21 protein-coding genes are annotated in these 16,670 nt (G+C 51.2%); 10 read left to right on the plus strand and 11 right to left on the minus strand.

Translation table 11 applies throughout. The features are described 5' to 3' along the window. Nucleotides 1-39: 39 nt before the first annotated feature. The 10 genes from Q1L34_RS16435 to Q1L34_RS16480 form a co-directional block, all read right to left on the minus strand. Nucleotides 40-273 carry a DinI-like family protein gene (locus tag Q1L34_RS16435; protein WP_327204186.1) on the minus strand — a complete coding sequence of 78 codons (234 nt, stop codon included), beginning with the start codon at nucleotides 271-273 and terminating at the stop codon, nucleotides 40-42. A 306-nt stretch (nucleotides 274-579) separates the two neighbouring features. Then, complete coding sequence (locus Q1L34_RS16440; protein ID WP_327204187.1) at nucleotides 580-984, minus strand: hypothetical protein; 405 nt, start codon at nucleotides 982-984, stop codon at nucleotides 580-582. A gap of 18 nt (nucleotides 985-1,002) precedes the next feature. After that, complete coding sequence (locus tag Q1L34_RS16445) at nucleotides 1,003-1,617, minus strand: hypothetical protein (RefSeq protein ID WP_327204188.1); 615 nt, start codon at nucleotides 1,615-1,617, stop codon at nucleotides 1,003-1,005. A gap of 661 nt (nucleotides 1,618-2,278) precedes the next feature. Further along, the gene (locus Q1L34_RS16450) at nucleotides 2,279-2,482 is read right to left on the minus strand and encodes a hypothetical protein (protein WP_327204189.1); all 204 of its coding nucleotides are present in this window, start codon (nucleotides 2,480-2,482) and stop codon (nucleotides 2,279-2,281) included. Next, entirely contained in the window at nucleotides 2,479-2,745 is a 267-nt protein-coding gene (locus tag Q1L34_RS16455; RefSeq protein ID WP_327204190.1) for a DUF977 family protein, read from the minus strand. Before Q1L34_RS16455 ends, Q1L34_RS16450 begins: the two co-directional genes overlap by 4 nt. Nucleotides 2,746-2,747: 2 nt before the next feature. Beyond that, nucleotides 2,748-3,188, minus strand: a complete 441-nt coding sequence (locus Q1L34_RS16460) for a PerC family transcriptional regulator (RefSeq protein WP_327204191.1) — start codon at nucleotides 3,186-3,188, stop codon at nucleotides 2,748-2,750. A gap of 13 nt (nucleotides 3,189-3,201) precedes the next feature. Further along, on the minus strand, nucleotides 3,202-3,747 hold the full coding sequence (locus Q1L34_RS16465) for a replication protein P (RefSeq protein WP_327204192.1): 546 nt from the start codon (nucleotides 3,745-3,747) through the stop codon (nucleotides 3,202-3,204). Next, nucleotides 3,659-4,642, minus strand: a complete 984-nt coding sequence (locus Q1L34_RS16470; protein WP_327204193.1) for a DUF1376 domain-containing protein — start codon at nucleotides 4,640-4,642, stop codon at nucleotides 3,659-3,661. The genes Q1L34_RS16465 and Q1L34_RS16470 overlap by 89 nt, the downstream gene beginning before the upstream one ends. 54 nt (nucleotides 4,643-4,696) lie before the next feature. After that, the gene (locus tag Q1L34_RS16475; RefSeq protein WP_327204194.1) at nucleotides 4,697-5,251 is read right to left on the minus strand and encodes a toxin YdaT family protein; all 555 of its coding nucleotides are present in this window, start codon (nucleotides 5,249-5,251) and stop codon (nucleotides 4,697-4,699) included. Nucleotides 5,252-5,253: 2 nt separating this feature from the next. Then, on the minus strand, nucleotides 5,254-5,478 hold the full coding sequence (locus Q1L34_RS16480; RefSeq protein WP_327204195.1) for a helix-turn-helix domain-containing protein: 225 nt from the start codon (nucleotides 5,476-5,478) through the stop codon (nucleotides 5,254-5,256). Nucleotides 5,479-5,584: 106 nt separating this feature from the next. Between Q1L34_RS16480 and Q1L34_RS16485 the strand changes: the two genes are divergently transcribed. The 5 genes from Q1L34_RS16485 to Q1L34_RS16505 all read left to right on the plus strand — a co-directional run bounded on the left by Q1L34_RS16485 (nucleotide 5,585) and on the right by Q1L34_RS16505 (nucleotide 10,456). Next, nucleotides 5,585-5,974, plus strand: a complete 390-nt coding sequence (locus tag Q1L34_RS16485; RefSeq protein ID WP_128321250.1) for a helix-turn-helix domain-containing protein — start codon at nucleotides 5,585-5,587, stop codon at nucleotides 5,972-5,974. Between the two features lie 659 nt (nucleotides 5,975-6,633). After that, nucleotides 6,634-6,828, plus strand: coding sequence for a DUF1482 family protein (locus tag Q1L34_RS16490; protein ID WP_327204196.1), 195 nt, complete (start codon nucleotides 6,634-6,636; stop codon nucleotides 6,826-6,828). A gap of 173 nt (nucleotides 6,829-7,001) precedes the next feature. Then, the gene (locus Q1L34_RS16495) at nucleotides 7,002-9,050 is read left to right on the plus strand and encodes a 3'-5' exonuclease (protein ID WP_327204197.1); all 2,049 of its coding nucleotides are present in this window, start codon (nucleotides 7,002-7,004) and stop codon (nucleotides 9,048-9,050) included. Nucleotides 9,051-9,102: 52 nt separating this feature from the next. Beyond that, nucleotides 9,103-9,348: an excisionase gene (locus Q1L34_RS16500; protein ID WP_131050564.1), complete on the plus strand. Its 246-nt coding sequence runs from the start codon at nucleotides 9,103-9,105 to the stop codon at nucleotides 9,346-9,348. Beyond that, on the plus strand, nucleotides 9,329-10,456 hold the full coding sequence (locus tag Q1L34_RS16505) for a site-specific integrase (protein ID WP_325986111.1): 1,128 nt from the start codon (nucleotides 9,329-9,331) through the stop codon (nucleotides 10,454-10,456). The genes Q1L34_RS16500 and Q1L34_RS16505 overlap by 20 nt, the downstream gene beginning before the upstream one ends. Before the next feature lie 119 nt (nucleotides 10,457-10,575). On the opposite strand, the gene icd is transcribed toward Q1L34_RS16505, so the two are convergent. Continuing rightward, nucleotides 10,576-11,826 carry an NADP-dependent isocitrate dehydrogenase gene (icd, locus tag Q1L34_RS16510; protein ID WP_004860652.1) on the minus strand — a complete coding sequence of 417 codons (1,251 nt, stop codon included), beginning with the start codon at nucleotides 11,824-11,826 and terminating at the stop codon, nucleotides 10,576-10,578. Nucleotides 11,827-12,059: 233 nt separating this feature from the next. Between icd and rluE the strand changes: the two genes are divergently transcribed. Genes rluE through purB form a run of 5 tightly spaced genes read left to right on the plus strand, consistent with a single transcriptional unit; the run spans nucleotide 12,060 to nucleotide 16,427 of the window. Further along, nucleotides 12,060-12,710 carry a 23S rRNA pseudouridine(2457) synthase RluE gene (gene rluE / locus Q1L34_RS16515; protein WP_015584629.1) on the plus strand — a complete coding sequence of 217 codons (651 nt, stop codon included), beginning with the start codon at nucleotides 12,060-12,062 and terminating at the stop codon, nucleotides 12,708-12,710. 20 nt (nucleotides 12,711-12,730) lie between these two features. Further along, nucleotides 12,731-13,189, plus strand: coding sequence for an NUDIX hydrolase (locus Q1L34_RS16520; RefSeq protein ID WP_004860645.1), 459 nt, complete (start codon nucleotides 12,731-12,733; stop codon nucleotides 13,187-13,189). 56 nt (nucleotides 13,190-13,245) lie between these two features. Further along, entirely contained in the window at nucleotides 13,246-14,352 is a 1,107-nt protein-coding gene (gene mnmA / locus Q1L34_RS16525) for a tRNA 2-thiouridine(34) synthase MnmA (protein WP_015584630.1), read from the plus strand. Nucleotides 14,353-14,411: 59 nt separating this feature from the next. Continuing rightward, nucleotides 14,412-15,053, plus strand: coding sequence for a high frequency lysogenization protein HflD (hflD, locus tag Q1L34_RS16530; protein ID WP_004860640.1), 642 nt, complete (start codon nucleotides 14,412-14,414; stop codon nucleotides 15,051-15,053). Between the two features lie 3 nt (nucleotides 15,054-15,056). Next, a complete protein-coding gene (gene purB / locus Q1L34_RS16535) occupies nucleotides 15,057-16,427 on the plus strand; it encodes an adenylosuccinate lyase (RefSeq protein WP_004860634.1) in 1,371 nt (456 codons plus the stop codon). Nucleotides 16,428-16,670 lie beyond the last annotated feature (243 nt).

Genomic DNA, 16,670 nt, shown 5'->3' on the forward strand with positions numbered 1-16,670 from the left:
AAATCCTCTCAACAAACTCGGTAACGTCCACGCAGTAATTCAATAAAACCAGTCGTCTGCGCTTTCCCATGTCTCCTGGAGAATCTCTTCGATAGTTTCTTTATCACCGTCTATGCCACCGAACACGCTGAGTCCGTCAGCCCCAGCACGGCGAATAGTTAACTTGCAGCCATCATATTTTTGATTTAAACGCCGCAGTAACTCGGCCTCAAGCGCATGCTCCGCGCCATCAGGCAATTTTTTGTTTTTGTCGATGGTTACTTCGATTTTCATAGTATTACCCTCCCTCGATATACTGTATAAATAAACAGTACACCCAACTTTCTCAATGAGCAACATCTTAAAGGCACAAACTGTTAGTTTTTTGTCAGGAATGCATATGAAAAACCCGCCGTAGCGGGTTGAATTAATAGAGTTTTATTAAGCAGTGATTTCTTTCTGCTGACAAATATCCGGTATGTTCTCCCTCACCAGTTCCCCAGTTCGAGCAGACTTGACAATTGCTCGGGCAATAAAAAACCCGCTCAAGGCGGGTTAGATCTTTGACGAAAATCAAATCATGAAATGGTCAAATATAGGTTAGCTTGCTTTTTCCAGATACTGTGGCTTCGGAAGATAAAACTGCCCGTCATAGGTATAATGATAACACATATCAACAAGATGGATGTGGTTTCCACGTTCTACCCATTGAAAATGAACCACCCAGTCTGACGTATAATATTTTGGATGTCGCTGCACGTACTCGGGTAACCCGACATGGTAGTGCCAGAGATCGTTACCTTTGGCATAACTGTAATTAGGGTCAGTTTCATCTAAATTCGACCAAGATGCAGAAATTTTCCCTTGATAACAAGAGAAATCCCGCAAACCACACCGTTCGAATTGTTCAGTAAAATCAAGAACTTTATCTTGGTCACTTTCAGTAAAGTTACCAAACTCTTTAGCAAAGAGTTTACCAAACGATGTGGTAAAATGTTGAGTCATCCAGCAGCAACCTTGATATTAAGATGCATGAGATAGAATGAAACGCCGTTTTTCCTCGCGCGACATCCCTGGTTTCATCTCAATTCTATCAGAGTTCAATGCCACAGACATCCGCTCTTGCTCAAATGCAACAACGGCCTTAGCCTGTCCTGATGCTTGCTTTGACAACTCTGGTATCTTTTTCATAGTCTCTATGCTGGCAGCTATACCAGCAATGGTTTTTGTCTGAAGTTCTTCCAGCATTGGTCGGCAAGCGACCCTCTCTACAGACAACACAAACCCGAAGGCTTCTTGAGCCAAAGCCATTGAGGCCTTAGCTGATTCGATGCTGGAATCGGCACTGTTAACTAACGATTGAGAGATCTCAACCCTTTCACCTTTCCCCAACGCAGTATGCAATACATCAATCCCTTCTTCTAAATCGCGATTGAAATCAAGCAACTGATTAAGCAAAGGTGAAATTTCACCGTTCAGTCTGAGAACATCTTCAGGGGTCATCCCCCGCCCTCTTGCCGCTGATGTAAGCTCGGCAGGTTGTACTCTTGTGATAGGTACGGCAACACTAGTGGCCTGAGCTTGCGTCGAGAGAAGAAGAGGCGCAAGTCCCACTCCTAAGGTTGTAAATAAATTCATATGCATTCTCCAATGATGAACGCAATACAACTCGGCATTCACTACGGCATCCCTACAATAGTAGTTATAACCGCATTTCAATTTTTTTTGCAACCAAGTTGTTTAACCAATTTGTGTGATGTCCAATTTTTCATACCACCACTACGCCCGTAACAAGGGGCGCAGTATTATAGACACACATAACATCTTAGTCAAAATCGATTAAACCTATTGGAACTAGAGATTCAACAATTTTTGGCCGTAAAGCATATCTACTATGGAAGTTCTTCACCCTAAACATAGATATTATAAGGGTTCAGGCCGTATAAAGTCTGGCCTTGAGCTGGGTAGACCCACGCTTCAGGTCACTGGTGCATTGACGAGTGCTGGCAGGAGGTCAGATTGGAACCTCAGGTCGTTACTCAAAACGGCCCTCCGCCATCTCCAGCAGTGTCTTTCTTGCGACCGTCACTATGAAAGGCAGTCAGCGTCCTCTGCTAATTTCTGGCCAGTTCCAGTGCTCTAGACCATTCCATTTTACCGAGAGACGCATATACAACGAGCCGTTGTTTAGGTGGAATCACACCAAGCAACTTGATCAGCATCGCCTAAGTATCTTTGCCGCCAGTGTGGTTTGATACGAACAGCGCCCCCAAGGTGATTAACAAATTAATTTCGGAGATCATCTGTCGGCCTCCGCCATCGGTCGAATTGGGTCCAAGATAAGCCGACGGCGCGTTTGCTCTGCAAAATGACGTCTGCCGGTGTCTTTGCGGTAGCACTCGGTTTTCCTAACGACCCACATTGATGGGGTTTCATGCAGAAGCTTTTGCTGCGGGCCATCTTTCGTTATTACGGTACCTGTATGGGTTTTAACGATGCTCATTTGGCTGCTCCTGCATTCTTCCGATAGTCAAATCTGCATAAGTCAAAATCGATGACCGCGCGCTGGTCGCGAAACAACCCCAGACGCCCATAACGAATAACTTTTCCGGTTTTGACGGCTGATCGGAAATACTTTCCAACCGTATCCCGACACATGTGCAACTCGCCGCAGGCTTCTTTGACCGTCAGCCGGCCCTTCTCCCGGGTCAGTTCAATAACTTTCCGGATACTCGCCTGCTGTTGCTCGCGTGATTTGTTAGCCATGATTAACACCTCGCCGCGTTACGTAGGCAGCGGCTGCGCAGTCGGGCGATATTCCACAACTCGCTGGCATTACTGACCATTCCCAAAATGGCTGTGTAAGTAGTCGCCGCGCGGCGGTATAACCCTTTTTCTTCAAGTTGGCGGGCGAGAATGATGGCATTGTTCATCAGTTGAGCTTTCTCCGGCGTAGTTTTGATGGCCGGTTCTGGCAATTTAACGTTCGGGATCTCAGTACCTGCAGGTACCTGATAAACGTACTGAGTGCCGTTGTGTATGCGCCGTAATTTGCCAGCAGCATGGAGGTGACGTAGAAGATTACCCGCGGAACTCGAGGGCAAATCCAGTACATCGCAAACATCCTGCAGGACACATTCTGGCGTTCTGTGCACAATGGCAATTACCATCTGTGCCTGGGTAACTCGTTCTTTAGATTTTTTGGTCATGGTCAAAACTCGCTTACTTGGTTAAACCTGCCGCTTTGCGGCGTTTGTACTCTTCCATCAAAATCTGTGCGGGTGTCGGCCCGGGTGGATGCCGTGGTGCTTCAAGCTGCCGGCGGATCGGTGGAATGGTGAATCCGTTGGCAACATGCTTTGTCCACTTCGTCAGTAGTTTCTCTGCCAGTTTTTGCAGCTCCTTCTCTGTCATCTGGCGCTCCACGCCAGCTCGCCGCATCTCAATGCAAATGTGATACAGCACGTCTTGTTTCCACGGATATTTTTCACTGCCAGCGTAGCGGTACGATTCGTTACGCCAGCGTTTGTACTCGGTCATGACCGTTTCGGAGGTCAGATTGAACGGATTTGCCCCGCTCTCTGAAACCAACGCGACAAACTCAGCCAGATCTGGCGGCCAGGTGTTCCCCATAGCGCACCGCTCCATGCACTGACGACAAACCAGCGTGATCTGCGCATCAGTCATCGACCCAATCTGGGCAATCCACATATCCGACGGCGCCGCCCCGTTCTTCTGGGTCCAGCGGTTCGAAAATATTTCCCCCATGACCGTCCAGAGCCTCCATGCCGTGTCCGCCGCCAGTAAGCCCGTTTTCCTGCTCCCAGCGCTCTCTGGCTGCCTGAATTTCCTGGACTGCCCGGGATGCGGTGTTAACTGGTTGAAGTCCTGCATGGCCGTTACCTCCGGTTACTGGTTGTGGTCTGGATTTAGCTCTGGCGTTCACGACGCTGCGGGCGAATTTTTGTTCCCACTGGACCTGTGTGAATACCTTCCGTTCTGATTCCCAGTAGGCGGTAAACTCGGCCAGTTCAGTCGGCAGGTAAGCCGGTTCAGGAAGCTCAATTCCCCAGGTGGCTGCCAGCCGTGGCCAGTCCTGCGATGGTCGCCAGTTTTCATGCATCGTGAATTTACCGATGGGGATATCCAGGCCTGCCAGGAATTGCGGCTCCTGAACATCTGGAATTTCGCTCCCGCGTAGAGAGGGGTTTTCTTTTAGATCTGTATCTATATCTGGATCTTTATTAGTTGGATTGCCGTTGCCATCCTGTTCAAACGGATTATCAACGCCCGTTGAACGGTCGTTACCTTCTCGTTGCTCTGTCGTTGATTTTTTGGCCTTTCTTGCTTTTGCTGAGGCTTTGCCGGCATCAGATTTCTGACGTTGAGAGGAACGAACCATCTCAAGATCCCTTTCAATGCGCTCATGAACCCATTCGGTACCGTTGTCGTTAAAAAACTCCTTTAACGAGGATTCAACGGAAGACCAACGGTCGTTGCTTAGCCGTGCTATTTTCGATAACCGACTTTTAGGGATCGCCCTCCCCGTTTGCCAGTAATTGAACATCAGCAGCAGGTAGGCGCCGTGCTCCTCAGTTGACAGATGCATGGTGTCCGCCAGGTAATCAGCAATGTAAAGTTGCATGTAGGGCAGCGCTGCCATGTTTACTCCTGATACCCGAGATAATCGGGCTTATAGTCATTGGTAAAAACTCGATTAAAAAAACTGCGGCGCTACGGCGCTAATGCTCGCCAGTAGTGGTCCCGCCGCATCTGCAGGGAGCATGTTAAATAGCGCAATTGCTGCCTCCCGTATTTCTCGCTCTAATTTCTGCAAAGGCGCGCCCAGCAATTTTGCCTGTTGCGCCTCGCTGCACTCTTTGATTGCATTAGCCACCAGCTCGGTTTCAGTTAAGCCTCGTTTTAAGCCATATTTGCGCGCGATCTCTATCGGCATGGCATCGGCGATCGCAGACGAAAGCTGGATGACATAGCTGGTGTACTTCTCTGAACTGCTCTCGTTTTTCAGGTAGCGGTAGAGATTTTGCTTGTTGACACTGATCCCTCTCCCGTTCTGCTTTACCCACTGTTCGTCCACCAGCTGCGCAATAGTTTCCTGTGCGCGCCCGGGTAAGGTTGACTCCCATTCCTGAACAGCCTCAAAGATGGATCGACACTTCATGCTGTCCCGGCGTCGAGGTGAATACTGATTTTCAGATTTCAGCTGAATAGGTTTATGCGAGGTAGGATGTTTAAAGGTGATAGATTGCATATTTAACTCCTGACCTGATTCTCACATTCCGTTGGAAATACACTGTCCAAAGTGCAGGAGGCTCCAAGATCGTTGAGTACATCAACAATTAACCGGCACTCAGTAAGTCCAGGTTCTCGCAGATTGGCCTCATAATTTGATAGTCGTGAGCGCCCCCAATTAAGAGCCTTAGCGAGTTGTGCCTGCGAAATACCTAACTTTTGTCGCTCTGTAGCTATGTTGTTCACGCTTTATCTCCTGAGTGGTTGAGGCAACATTTAGTCACGATTCGTGTCCATTGTCAACCTCAAAACGTGATCATCAATATGCCACAAAGCGTGGTAAAATTCGTTTATGAAAACTATGTCCGAAGTCATTGGCGAGAGACTGAAGGCTCTTCGCGAAAGGAAGAACATTAGCCAAGCGCAACTTTCCAAGATGTGCGGATGGGCTACGGCCTCACGAGTTGGAAACTATGAGCTAGGCACACGTAATATTGGCGTTGATGATGCGGTTGTACTGGCGAGAATACTTGACACGTCTCCCAGCTATTTACTCTTTGGAGATGAGGAAAACCGAGGACAGGAACTTCCTGAAAAACAAAGACGCATGCTACAGCTTTTCAATCAACTCCCAGAGTCGGAACAGGAGAGAATGATTGATCTGTTTGAAGTACGCCTGAAAGAAATCGACGATTACGTAGAAAAATACCTCAAAGGTCGATTTAAACCAGATTCTAAATAATCCCCCGCCCAAACCGGCAAACGCCGGTTTTTTCTCGCCCCCAACAGACACACTTTGTGTATTGACACACAAACACCAAATGTGACTATAATATTCTCAACGCAACACGTCATCGAGGCAGGACGCCCACGAAGTAGCTGCCGGCGGTATAGAAACACCGGATGAGATGACATCAATCATTGCGCAGCAGGTTTCACGTTCGGTTAGCCGCCTCAAGGCCAGATGAAAAAGATTAATCAGCAGGCTTTGCAATGCGGTGAATGCGGCTATGCGCACGCGGCTCAGTTAAAGCAATACCACCGTTTCCCTGGTGGGGTGGAAAAGAAGCTGCCGGCGGTAGTTGTTAACTGACTGCCGTCACCGGGAGGCACCCGGCACTGCATTGCAAAGCCTGACCACTGGTTAGTCAGCAAGTACCGTTAGCCGCGTTAAGGATAGGGCTGAAATGAGTGAGAATTGCATTTTCTCTATGGTCATTTCGGTAGTTATCGGGCTCATCTTTTGGGCTTCAGTTACAAAAATACTTACGGAGTTTGTCACATGGTTGATTTCGCTCGTGTAGCAACAGGCCGACAGGCTGTACGCCTTAGCTGGATCACCGCAAGGATTCGCCAGCTCTGCTACTTCCTCGCTCAGAAAGGGGATCCTGAGGCAAACGCATGAGCACGTTGTTTGCCTTAGTTATCAGTGTCTGCTCGCTGACCGGTGAATGCTCTGATGTTCTGATCGGCGTGTATGAAACGGAAAGGGTTTGTTCAGAAGCTGCTACAGAGCAGCACGTTAATGGCCATTGCTTACCCTATAAGCAAGCGTTCGCCGCGGCTGAAGACCAACAGCCGGCAGTAAATTTTTAAATCGAGTTTTAATCAATGACCATGGTTCATAAAGCACAAAACCCGCGCAAGGCGGGTTAAGTACCCGGTCAGCCGACCAAAGCTTTCCGGAATCGAGTTTTGACCAATGACCACCACCAGGGCGGCTGCCATCAGCTGCCGGGTATCTTACAATCCAAAGGAGCCCGAACGCAATGAACAACTATGCGTATCTTGTCAAAGCAAAAGCAAAATCAGCAGATGCCAAAAGCCTCTTTTGCTGGTTCCCTGCAAAATCCGACTCACGTGCCGAACGTGAAATCCTGAATATCCTGGAAGATGCTGGCATTGCTGTTGGCCGCGGCGCCGACCACCAGCTGCCGACCCGCACCCACTGGTATATCGTTGATGATCTGCCTGAAGAAGGCGCACTGGATGATACCTGGTGCGACCGCTACGAACTCGGCGGAGAAGACGGGATCACCTGGGGAAAAATTGCCGCACCTGAACCTGAAGAAATCGCAGAAGAGCCGGCGCCGGTAGACGATGCAGAAGATGCAGAAGATGCAGAAGATGCAGAAGATGCAGAAGATGAAGCATTACACCCACTAGCAACAATGCCTTTCCGCACTCAGCTGCTGGCGCAATATACGTCAGAAGATAGCCACGTTTATCACATTGACACCCCACGCCGTCATACCCTTTCCGCGTTAGAAATGGATGTCGATAACAGTGCTGTCCAGAATCTGATTCTAGCTGCAGAGAATGTGCCAGATATCAAGTCATACGACATGCCCGGGATCTGGAAATTTACCAGCGCTATGAAAAAAGTATTCCCGGCTGGTAAACGCCACGAACTGGGCAAGCAGATCCAATTCGCTAAATTATGGTTCGTGACCAGCCACCTTGACCGCGGGATCCTGACTAAAGAATGGGCTGCTGGTAATAGTATTTCAGCCGTAAATCGCACCCCCTCCGGCGCGAATGCCGGCGGCGGTAATGTGACAGATCGCCTGACTCCATTAACCGTTTTAGGATTGGAGTACGAAATAGCGCTGGGTCTCATCGCCCGTGTAAAAGAGTTCGATATCTATAACGTTCCGCTTGAGGTCGATATTCAGGCGAACAGCATGATGAACAAATATGACAACAAAGAATTTATTGCAACCAGAGAGCTATTCATGTCGATGCCAGGCGGGCGCGATTATTCCCGTGCGTGCAATATCGCAACGGTAAAAACCACGCCGGTAGGTCTGTGGGAAGATCGCATAGCTCACCGGGAACACCTTAACCAAGTAATGACGGAAACGGACCACGCCCACCCTGACGAACTCATCGTGGACATTGCCTGCGGACGATCTTCCATGCCAATGCCGATGCTACTACGTAAAGAAGATATTACCCACGAACTCACCAGCAAACTTTTGGCCACAGGGCGCGGCGAATACGTGGAAGGTATCAGCGATCCTAACGATGCTAAATGGGTTAAGGAAGATCTCACCAAACCAATCGCAACTGCGGAGACCACCAGTCATGTGCCGATGGAAAAAGCTATCAGTGATGAAGCCGCGGGTTCTGCTGAGGTATCAGAAGGCGAAGCGGCAATTGAGGACACTACAGGCAACACTGAGTCTGATAATACGCCGACTGCCGTAAATATTAAAACCGGTCATCACAAACATGATGAAGAATCACCCACTGATTATGTTCATGTAATGGTGGACATAGAAACTATGGGGAAAAAACCCAATGCCCCTATCGTCTCCATCGGTGCTGTATTATTTGACCCGGCAACAGGGATCCTCAGCGAAACATTTTACAAAGTTGTCAGCCTGGAATCTGCGGTTTCATGGGGCGCTGAGATTGACCCCTCAACGGTTATATGGTGGTTAAAACAATCCTCTGAAGCGCGTTCGGCCATTGCCAATGATGACGCCATAAAGCTGGATGATGCCCTGCTCATGTTTACTGATTTTGTTGAAGAGAACGTCACTGGTGGTCGCAAAAAAGCGCAGGTGTGGGGGAATGGCGCCACATTCGATAACACCATTTTGCGTTCGTCATTTGAACTCGCCTGCCTCGATTGTCCGTGGGACTACTGGAACGACCGCGACGTCAGAACGATGGTTGAACTCGGAAAAGCAGTTGGCTTCGATCCTAAAACCGCCATCCCGTTCGAAGGTGACCGGCATAATGCGCTGACGGATGCGAAGCACCAGGCCCGGTACATTTCCGCAATCTGGCAGCGCCTGATTCAAAACTGATTTCCCGTTTTCAGATAATGGCCCAGCAATGGGCCATTATGAGGTAAAGCATATGCTTCAAATGTTAACTCTTGAAGAGTGGGCAACCGAGAAATACAGAAGCAATCCGCCAAGTGTTTCCACTCTCAGAAACTATGCGAAACAGAATATGTTTTCTCCCCCAGCCAAAAAAGAAGGTCGGTTCTGGCGCGTCAGGGAGGATGCCGAGTTGGTCGGCGAACTGACCACTCCAATAGTAAAGAAAAGCGATCCTGTTCTATTGCAGAGGATTTTAAACGATGGCTGCCAGACCACGTAAAAATAACGTAACTATTCCAAATTTATACCCGCTTTATAGTCGTAAGGTTAATAAAGTCTACTGGCGCTATAAACATCCTGTTACCGGGAAATTCCACAGTCTGGGTACAGATGAGGCAGAAGCCATTGCAATAGCTATTGAAGCAAATAAAAGGCTGGCTGAGCAACAAACCCGCCAGATCATGGCAATCACTGACAGAATATCCACCAGCAAAGGTAAAGCAATATCGACTAACACCTGGCTTGAGCGTTACTGGAAGATTCAAGAGGAGCGATTGAAATCTGGAGATATCAAAGAAAATACCTTCAGACAAAAAGCTAAACCTGTCTCTCTCCTTAAAGAACGCGTAGGAATGAAATTAATCCCGACGGTCAGCGTTCGTGATATTGCCCAGATACTGGATGATTATTTAGCCGAGGGACAACCCAGAATGGCTCAGGTTATACGTTCAGTACTAATTGATGTTTTTAAGGAGGCTCAACATGCTGGGGAAGTGCCCCCTGGATATAACCCTGCGTTATCGACAAAACAACCGCGGCGGAGGATCACCCGCCAGCGTCTTACTCAGGAAGAATGGCAAAAGATTTTTGACATAGCCGATGCCAACCACAAGTACATGGGGAATGCCATGCTACTTGCCCTGGTAACCGGCCAGAGACTGGGGGATATTTCCCGAATGAAATTTTCAGACATTTGGGATGATCATCTTCATATCGAGCAGGAGAAAACCGGTAGCAAGATAGCCATTCCTCTGGCATTGCGATGCAACGCGATAAACTGGAGCCTTCGCGACGTAATAGGTCGTTGCCGGGATTATGCGGTTAGCCCATTTTTGGTGCATTTTTTCAGAACAACATCTCAGGCAGAACGTGGCGCTCAGGTTAAAGCCAGAACGCTGACGATGAATTTTAGCAAGGCAAGGGATTGTGCAAATATCGACTGGGGTGATGGTACGCCGGCAACGTTCCATGAGCAAAGATCACTTTCCGAACGACTTTATAAAGCACAGGGCATAAACACAAAAGATTTACTGGGGCATAAGACTCAACAACAAACGGACAGATACCATGATGACCGTGGGAAAGGATGGACCAAGGTGGCTATTTGAGGTTTTTGTGGCGGGGGTTTTGATAACTTGTTTTGATAATGTTTTGATAACCATTCGAAAGCTAATAATAAAAAACGGGAACTGTTAAGCTCCCGTTATTGTTTAACCCAGTAACTGGATTACATGTTCGCGATGATTGCGTCGCCAAACTCACTACATTTCAGCAGTTTAGCGCCTTCCATCAGACGTTCAAAGTCATAGGTCACGGTCTTAGCGGCGATAGCGCCTTCGGTGCCTTTAACAATCAGGTCTGCGGCTTCGAACCACTGCATATGGCGCAGCATCATCTCAGCGGACAGAATGATAGAACCCGGGTTCACCTTATCCTGACCAGCATATTTCGGTGCTGTGCCGTGGGTCGCTTCGAACAGCGCGCATTCGTCACCGATGTTCGCGCCCGGTGCGATACCGATACCGCCAACCTGCGCTGCCAGAGCATCGGAGATGTAGTCACCGTTCAGGTTCATACAGGCAATGACGTCATACTCCGCCGGACGCAGCAGGATCTGCTGCAGGAAAGCATCGGCGATCACGTCTTTGATAATGATCTCTTTACCGGTATTCGGGTTTTTAACCTTCTGCCACGGGCCGCCGTCAATCAGCTCGCCACCGAACTCTTCGCGGATCAGCTGGTAGCCCCAGTCTTTAAACGCGCCTTCGGTGAACTTCATGATGTTGCCTTTGTGTACCAGGGTCAGCGAATCGCGATCGTTGGTGATAGCGTATTCCATCGCCGCGCGAACCAGGCGCTTGGTGCCTTCTTCAGAGCACGGCTTGATACCGATACCGCAATGTTCCGGGAAGCGAATTTTCTTCACGCCCATCTCATCGCGCAGGAATTTGATCACTTTTTCTGCTTCAGCAGAGTCCGCTTTCCACTCGATGCCCGCATAGATGTCTTCGGAGTTTTCACGGAAGATAACCATGTCGGTCAGCTCAGGGTGTTTAACCGGGCTCGGAGTACCCTGGTAGTAACGAACCGGGCGCAGGCAGACGTAGAGGTCCAGCTCCTGGCGCAGCGCTACGTTCAGAGAACGAATACCGCCGCCAACTGGCGTCGTCAGAGGGCCTTTGATAGCAACACGATAGTCACGAATCAGATCAAGAGTTTCGGCAGGCAGCCAGACGTCCTGGCCATACACCTGGGTCGATTTTTCGCCGGTGTAAATTTCCATCCAGGAAATCTTACGCTCGCCTTTATAGGCTTTCTCAACGGCGGCATCCACCACTTTCAGCATCGCCGGAGTCACGTCAACACCGATACCATCACCCTCGATAAACGGGATGATCGGGTTGTTAGGGACATTCAGTTTGCCATCTTGCAGGGTGATTTTTTGACCTTCCGCCGGAACTACTACTTTGCTTTCCATTAACCTCTCCTTCGAGCGCTTCTGGTTCTGCTCTTCCTTTTCACACTAACCGAGCGTTGGCTTTATCCGCCCACTCCGCCACCGGGTCATCCCGCTAACCGGAGATTCGCGTCCGTGCCGCCTTCTAGTAGCGCGAATCAGTTTGAGCAATATTTTTGTTAAAAAATTGTGATGAGCATGTCAATACTACCTGAATGTTTGCGTCCATGAAAGGCATTCGTAATTAGGCTATAATGCGGCAATTGTCAGGACCTGAAAATACCATGCAGAAAACTTCATTTAGAAAACATCGCGTTGAGCGATTCAGCTCACAACAAGTCGCCAGACAACGCAAAGAACACGCGCCAAAACGCGTGATCTTGTTCAATAAACCCTACGATGTGTTGCCGCAGTTTACGGACGAAGCCGGGCGCAGCACGCTGAAAGATTTTATTTCCGTCTCCGGGGTCTACGCCGCGGGTCGTCTTGACCGCGATAGCGAAGGCTTGCTGGTGCTGACCAACGATGGCGCGCTGCAGGCTACGCTGACTCAACCCGGCAAGCGCACCGGTAAAATTTACTACGTTCAGGTTGAAGGCCTGCCAACGGAAGATGCGCTGGCCGCGCTGCGCGCCGGCATCACGCTCAACGATGGTCCTACCCTGCCCGCAGGTATTGAGCGGGTCGCTGAACCGGCCTGGCTGTGGCCGCGCAACCCGCCTATCCGCGAACGCAAATCCATACCCACCAGCTGGCTGAAAATCACCCTTTATGAAGGACGCAACCGCCAGGTGCGACGCATGACCGCTCACGTAGGTTACCCCACGCTGCGGCTTATTCGTTACGCCATGGGCGGCTATACTCTCGACGGACTGGCCAACGGCGAGTGGCGCCAGGTCGGCTAATCACACAAGGAACGGGAAGTATGTTTAAACCGCACGTCACCGTCGCCTGCGTCGTACACGCGAAAGACAAATTTCTGATCGTTGAGGAAACCATCAACGGCAAAGCGCTGTGGAATCAGCCGGCAGGACACCTCGAAGCAGATGAAACGCTGGTGCAGGCCGCCGAACGAGAGCTGTGGGAAGAGACCGGCATTCGCGCCACGCCACAGCATTTTATCCGCATGCATCAGTGGATTGCGCCGGACAATACGCCGTTTTTACGCTTCCTGTTCGCCATCGAACTTAACGATACGTGCGCCACACAGCCGCATGACAGCGATATCGACCGCTGCCTGTGGCTGAGTGCGCAAGAGATCCTGACGGCATCAAATCTGCGCTCTCAGCTGGTTGCCGAAAGCATCCGCAGCTATCAACAGGACCCGCGCTATCCGCTGTCATTAATTGGTGCGTTTAACTGGCCGCTCCTGGGGGGTGCCTGAGCCGCTCGTGCGTGCTAGAATATGCCGCCTTGAAGTTCAATGTGGTGAATATTCCAATGTCAGAAAGCCAAAAAAAAGTGATCGTCGGCATGTCCGGCGGCGTCGACTCCTCTGTTTCTGCCTGGTTGCTGCTTCAGCAAGGTTATAAGGTAGAAGGCCTGTTCATGAAGAACTGGGAGGAAGACGATGGTGAGGAATACTGCACCGCCGCTGCCGACCTCGCCGACGCGCAAGCCGTCTGCGATAAGCTCGGGATTGAGCTTCATACCGTTAACTTTGCCGCAGAGTACTGGGACAACGTGTTTGAACTGTTCCTGGCCGAATACAAAGCCGGGCGCACGCCGAACCCGGACATTCTGTGCAACAAAGAAATCAAATTTAAAGCCTTCCTGGAGTTCGCCGCAGAAGATCTGGGCGCCGACTATATTGCGACCGGTCACTACGTGCGCCGTGCCGATGTCAACGGTAAAAGCCAGCTGCTGCGCGGCCTGGACGGCAACAAAGATCAGAGCTACTTCCTGTACACCCTCAGCCATGAGCAGATTGCCCAGAGCCTGTTCCCGGTTGGCGAGCTGGAAAAGCCGCAGGTGCGCAAGATCGCGGAAGATCTCGACCTGATCACCGCGAAGAAAAAAGACTCTACCGGGATCTGCTTTATCGGTGAACGTAAATTCCGCGAGTTCCTCGGGCGCTACCTTCCTGCTCAGCCGGGCAAAATCGTCACCGTTGACGGCGACGAAATCGGTGAGCATCAGGGTCTGATGTACCATACCCTTGGCCAGCGTAAAGGCCTCGGCATCGGCGGCACCAAAGAAGGCAGCGAAGACCCGTGGTACGTGGTTGATAAAGACGTCGAAAACAATATTCTGGTCGTAGCTCAAGGCCACGACCACCCGCGTCTGATGTCCAGGGGCCTGATTGCCCAACAGCTGCACTGGGTCGATCGCGAACCGGTTACCGGCACTCTGCGCTGCACGGTGAAGACCCGCTATCGCCAGACCGATATCCCGTGCACCGTGAACGCGCTGGATAACGAGCGCATCGAAGTGCTGTTTGACGAACCGGTTGCGGCGGTGACGCCGGGCCAGTCGGCGGTCTTCTATCTTGGCGAAGTGTGCCTCGGCGGCGGCGTGATCGAGCAGCGTCTGCCGCTGCAGTCCTGACAGACAGTTTTTACCGCCGGTGAGACAAAACCCTCCCCGACGGTTTACAAGGAGTAGGTGTGGCGAAGAATTATTATGACATCACGTTGGCGCTGGCGGGCATCTGCCAGGCCGCCCGTCTGGTTCAGCAGCTGGCGCACCAGGGCCATTGCGACAGCGATGCCCTGCACGTTTCGCTGAACAGCATCATCGATCTCAACCCGGATTCAACGCTGGCGGTGTTCGGTGGTAGTGAAGCCAATCTTCGCCTCGGGCTGGAAACGCTGCTTGGCGTGCTCAACAGCGGCAGTCGCCAGGGCCTCAATGCCGAGCTGACCCGCTACACGTTAAGCCTGATGGTGCTCGAGCGTAAGCTTGACGGCAGCAAAGGGGCGATGGATACCCTTGGCAACCGCATCGCCGGTCTGCGCCGTCAGCTGGAACATTTCGACCTGCAGTCTGAAACGCTGCTCAGCGCCATGGCGGGCATCTATGTTGACGTCATCAGTCCACTTGGTCCGCGTATTCAGGTGACCGGCTCACCGGCCGTGTTGCAAAGCCCGCAGGTTCAGGCCAAGGTCCGCGCCTCCCTGCTGGCAGGCATTCGTGCCGCCGTGCTCTGGCATCAGGTGGGCGGCGGGCGCATGCAGCTCATGTTTTCTCGTAATCGTCTGGTTAACCAGGCAAAACAAATTCTTGCTCATTTAACCCCGGAGTTGTGATCTATGGAATTATCCTCACTGACCGCCGTTTCCCCTGTCGATGGACGCTACGGCGATAAAGTCAGCGCGCTGCGCGGTATCTTCAGCGAATTCGGTTTGCTGAAATTCCGTGTACAAGTTGAAGTACGTTGGCTGCAGAAGTTAGCCGCGCACGCAGCGATCAAGGAAGTTCCTGCTTTTGCTGCCGACGCAAACGGTTTCCTTGATAAAATCGTTGCCGACTTCAGCGTTGAAGATGCGCAGCGCATCAAAACCATCGAACGTACCACCAACCACGATGTGAAAGCGGTAGAGTATTTCCTCAAGGAAAAAGTGGCCGATATCGCTGAACTGCATGCGGTATCCGAATTCATCCACTTCGCCTGCACCTCCGAAGACATTAACAACCTCTCCCACGCGCTGATGCTGAAAACCGCGCGCGATGAGGTGGTTCTGCCGTACTGGCGCAAGCTTATCGACGCGGTGAAAGACCTGGCGGTTCAGTATCGCGATGTACCGCTGCTGTCCCGTACTCACGGTCAGCCGGCCACGCCGTCCACAATGGGTAAAGAGATGGCTAACGTCGCTTACCGTATGGAGCGTCAGTATCGTCAGCTGAACCAGGTAGAAATTCTGGGCAAAATCAATGGCGCGGTGGGTAACTATAACGCCCACATCGCGGCGTATCCGGAAGTAGACTGGCACCAGTTTAGCGAAGAGTTTGTTACCTCGCTGGGCATTCAGTGGAACCCGTACACCACGCAGATTGAGCCGCATGACTATATTGCCGAGCTCTTCGACTGCATCGCCCGCTTCAACACCATCCTGATCGACTTCGATCGCGACGTGTGGGGCTACATCGCGCTGAACCACTTCAAGCAGAAGACGATCGCCGGTGAAATCGGTTCATCCACCATGCCGCATAAAGTGAATCCGATCGATTTCGAAAACTCCGAAGGTAACCTCGGCCTGGCTAACGCCATGATGCAGCATCTGGCGAGCAAACTGCCGGTTTCCCGCTGGCAGCGCGACCTGACCGATTCAACCGTACTGCGTAACCTCGGTGTGGGTATCGGCTATGCGCTGATTGCTTACCAGTCGACCCTTAAAGGCGTCAGCAAACTGGAGCTGAACGGCGATCGCCTGCTGGACGAGCTGGATCATAACTGGGAAGTGCTGGCTGAGCCGATCCAGACCGTGATGCGCCGCTACGGCATCGAAAAACCATACGAGAAGCTGAAAGAGCTGACCCGCGGTAAGCGCGTGGACGCGGAAGGGATGCAACAGTTCATCGACAGCCTGCCGCTGCCGGAAGACGAGAAGGTTCGCCTGAAAGCCATGACGCCGGCTAACTACATCGGTCGCGCGACGACTATGGTTGACGAACTGAAGTAATCGCCTGGTCTCGCCTTCCTTCGGAAATCGGCGAAGAGTGAGTGAATGCAGAGAAACAGATGGCCGGGAATTATTCCGGCCATCAATTTGTCATGACGTCGTCAGGGCCCCCGTCACCCGCCTGAGTTTGCTTTTTTCGTCACATCCTCCATCGTCGCGCCGCTTTCCATTTCATCGTCTCTTAACCCAGCCTGAGTTTCCCCCTCCTCCTTCACCTGCGCGCTGCTGAGAGCTCCGTCGTCA

Origin of the sequence: Klebsiella ornithinolytica (genome assembly GCF_030505655.1) — a bacterium.
GTDB classification, from domain to species: domain Bacteria; phylum Pseudomonadota; class Gammaproteobacteria; order Enterobacterales; family Enterobacteriaceae; genus Klebsiella; species Klebsiella ornithinolytica.

Excerpts from the sequence above, each read along its gene's own strand:
- Q1L34_RS16440 (WP_327204187.1), bottom strand. The coding sequence starts at position 984 with ATGACTCAACATTTTACCACATCGTTTGGTAAACTCTTTGCTAAAGAG.
- Q1L34_RS16485 (WP_128321250.1), top strand. The coding sequence starts at position 5,585 with ATGAAAACTATGTCCGAAGTCATTGGCGAGAGACTGAAGGCTCTTCGC.
- Q1L34_RS16475 (WP_327204194.1), bottom strand. The coding sequence starts at position 5,251 with ATGCAATCTATCACCTTTAAACATCCTACCTCGCATAAACCTATTCAG.
- Q1L34_RS16445 (WP_327204188.1), bottom strand. The coding sequence starts at position 1,617 with ATGAATTTATTTACAACCTTAGGAGTGGGACTTGCGCCTCTTCTTCTC.
- Q1L34_RS16505 (WP_325986111.1), top strand. The coding sequence starts at position 9,329 with ATGGCTGCCAGACCACGTAAAAATAACGTAACTATTCCAAATTTATAC.
- Q1L34_RS16450 (WP_327204189.1), bottom strand. The coding sequence starts at position 2,482 with ATGAGCATCGTTAAAACCCATACAGGTACCGTAATAACGAAAGATGGC.
- Q1L34_RS16470 (WP_327204193.1), bottom strand. The coding sequence starts at position 4,642 with ATGGCAGCGCTGCCCTACATGCAACTTTACATTGCTGATTACCTGGCG.
- Q1L34_RS16500 (WP_131050564.1), top strand. The coding sequence starts at position 9,103 with ATGCTTCAAATGTTAACTCTTGAAGAGTGGGCAACCGAGAAATACAGA.
- icd (WP_004860652.1), bottom strand. The coding sequence starts at position 11,826 with ATGGAAAGCAAAGTAGTAGTTCCGGCGGAAGGTCAAAAAATCACCCTG.
- Q1L34_RS16495 (WP_327204197.1), top strand. The coding sequence starts at position 7,002 with ATGAACAACTATGCGTATCTTGTCAAAGCAAAAGCAAAATCAGCAGAT.
- Q1L34_RS16455 (WP_327204190.1), bottom strand. The coding sequence starts at position 2,745 with ATGGCTAACAAATCACGCGAGCAACAGCAGGCGAGTATCCGGAAAGTT.
- purB (WP_004860634.1), top strand. The coding sequence starts at position 15,057 with ATGGAATTATCCTCACTGACCGCCGTTTCCCCTGTCGATGGACGCTAC.
- Q1L34_RS16435 (WP_327204186.1), bottom strand. The coding sequence starts at position 273 with ATGAAAATCGAAGTAACCATCGACAAAAACAAAAAATTGCCTGATGGC.
- Q1L34_RS16460 (WP_327204191.1), bottom strand. The coding sequence starts at position 3,188 with ATGACCAAAAAATCTAAAGAACGAGTTACCCAGGCACAGATGGTAATT.
- mnmA (WP_015584630.1), top strand. The coding sequence starts at position 13,246 with ATGTCAGAAAGCCAAAAAAAAGTGATCGTCGGCATGTCCGGCGGCGTC.
- Q1L34_RS16465 (WP_327204192.1), bottom strand. The coding sequence starts at position 3,747 with ATGGGGGAAATATTTTCGAACCGCTGGACCCAGAAGAACGGGGCGGCG.
- Q1L34_RS16520 (WP_004860645.1), top strand. The coding sequence starts at position 12,731 with ATGTTTAAACCGCACGTCACCGTCGCCTGCGTCGTACACGCGAAAGAC.
- Q1L34_RS16490 (WP_327204196.1), top strand. The coding sequence starts at position 6,634 with ATGAGCACGTTGTTTGCCTTAGTTATCAGTGTCTGCTCGCTGACCGGT.
- rluE (WP_015584629.1), top strand. The coding sequence starts at position 12,060 with ATGCGGCAATTGTCAGGACCTGAAAATACCATGCAGAAAACTTCATTT.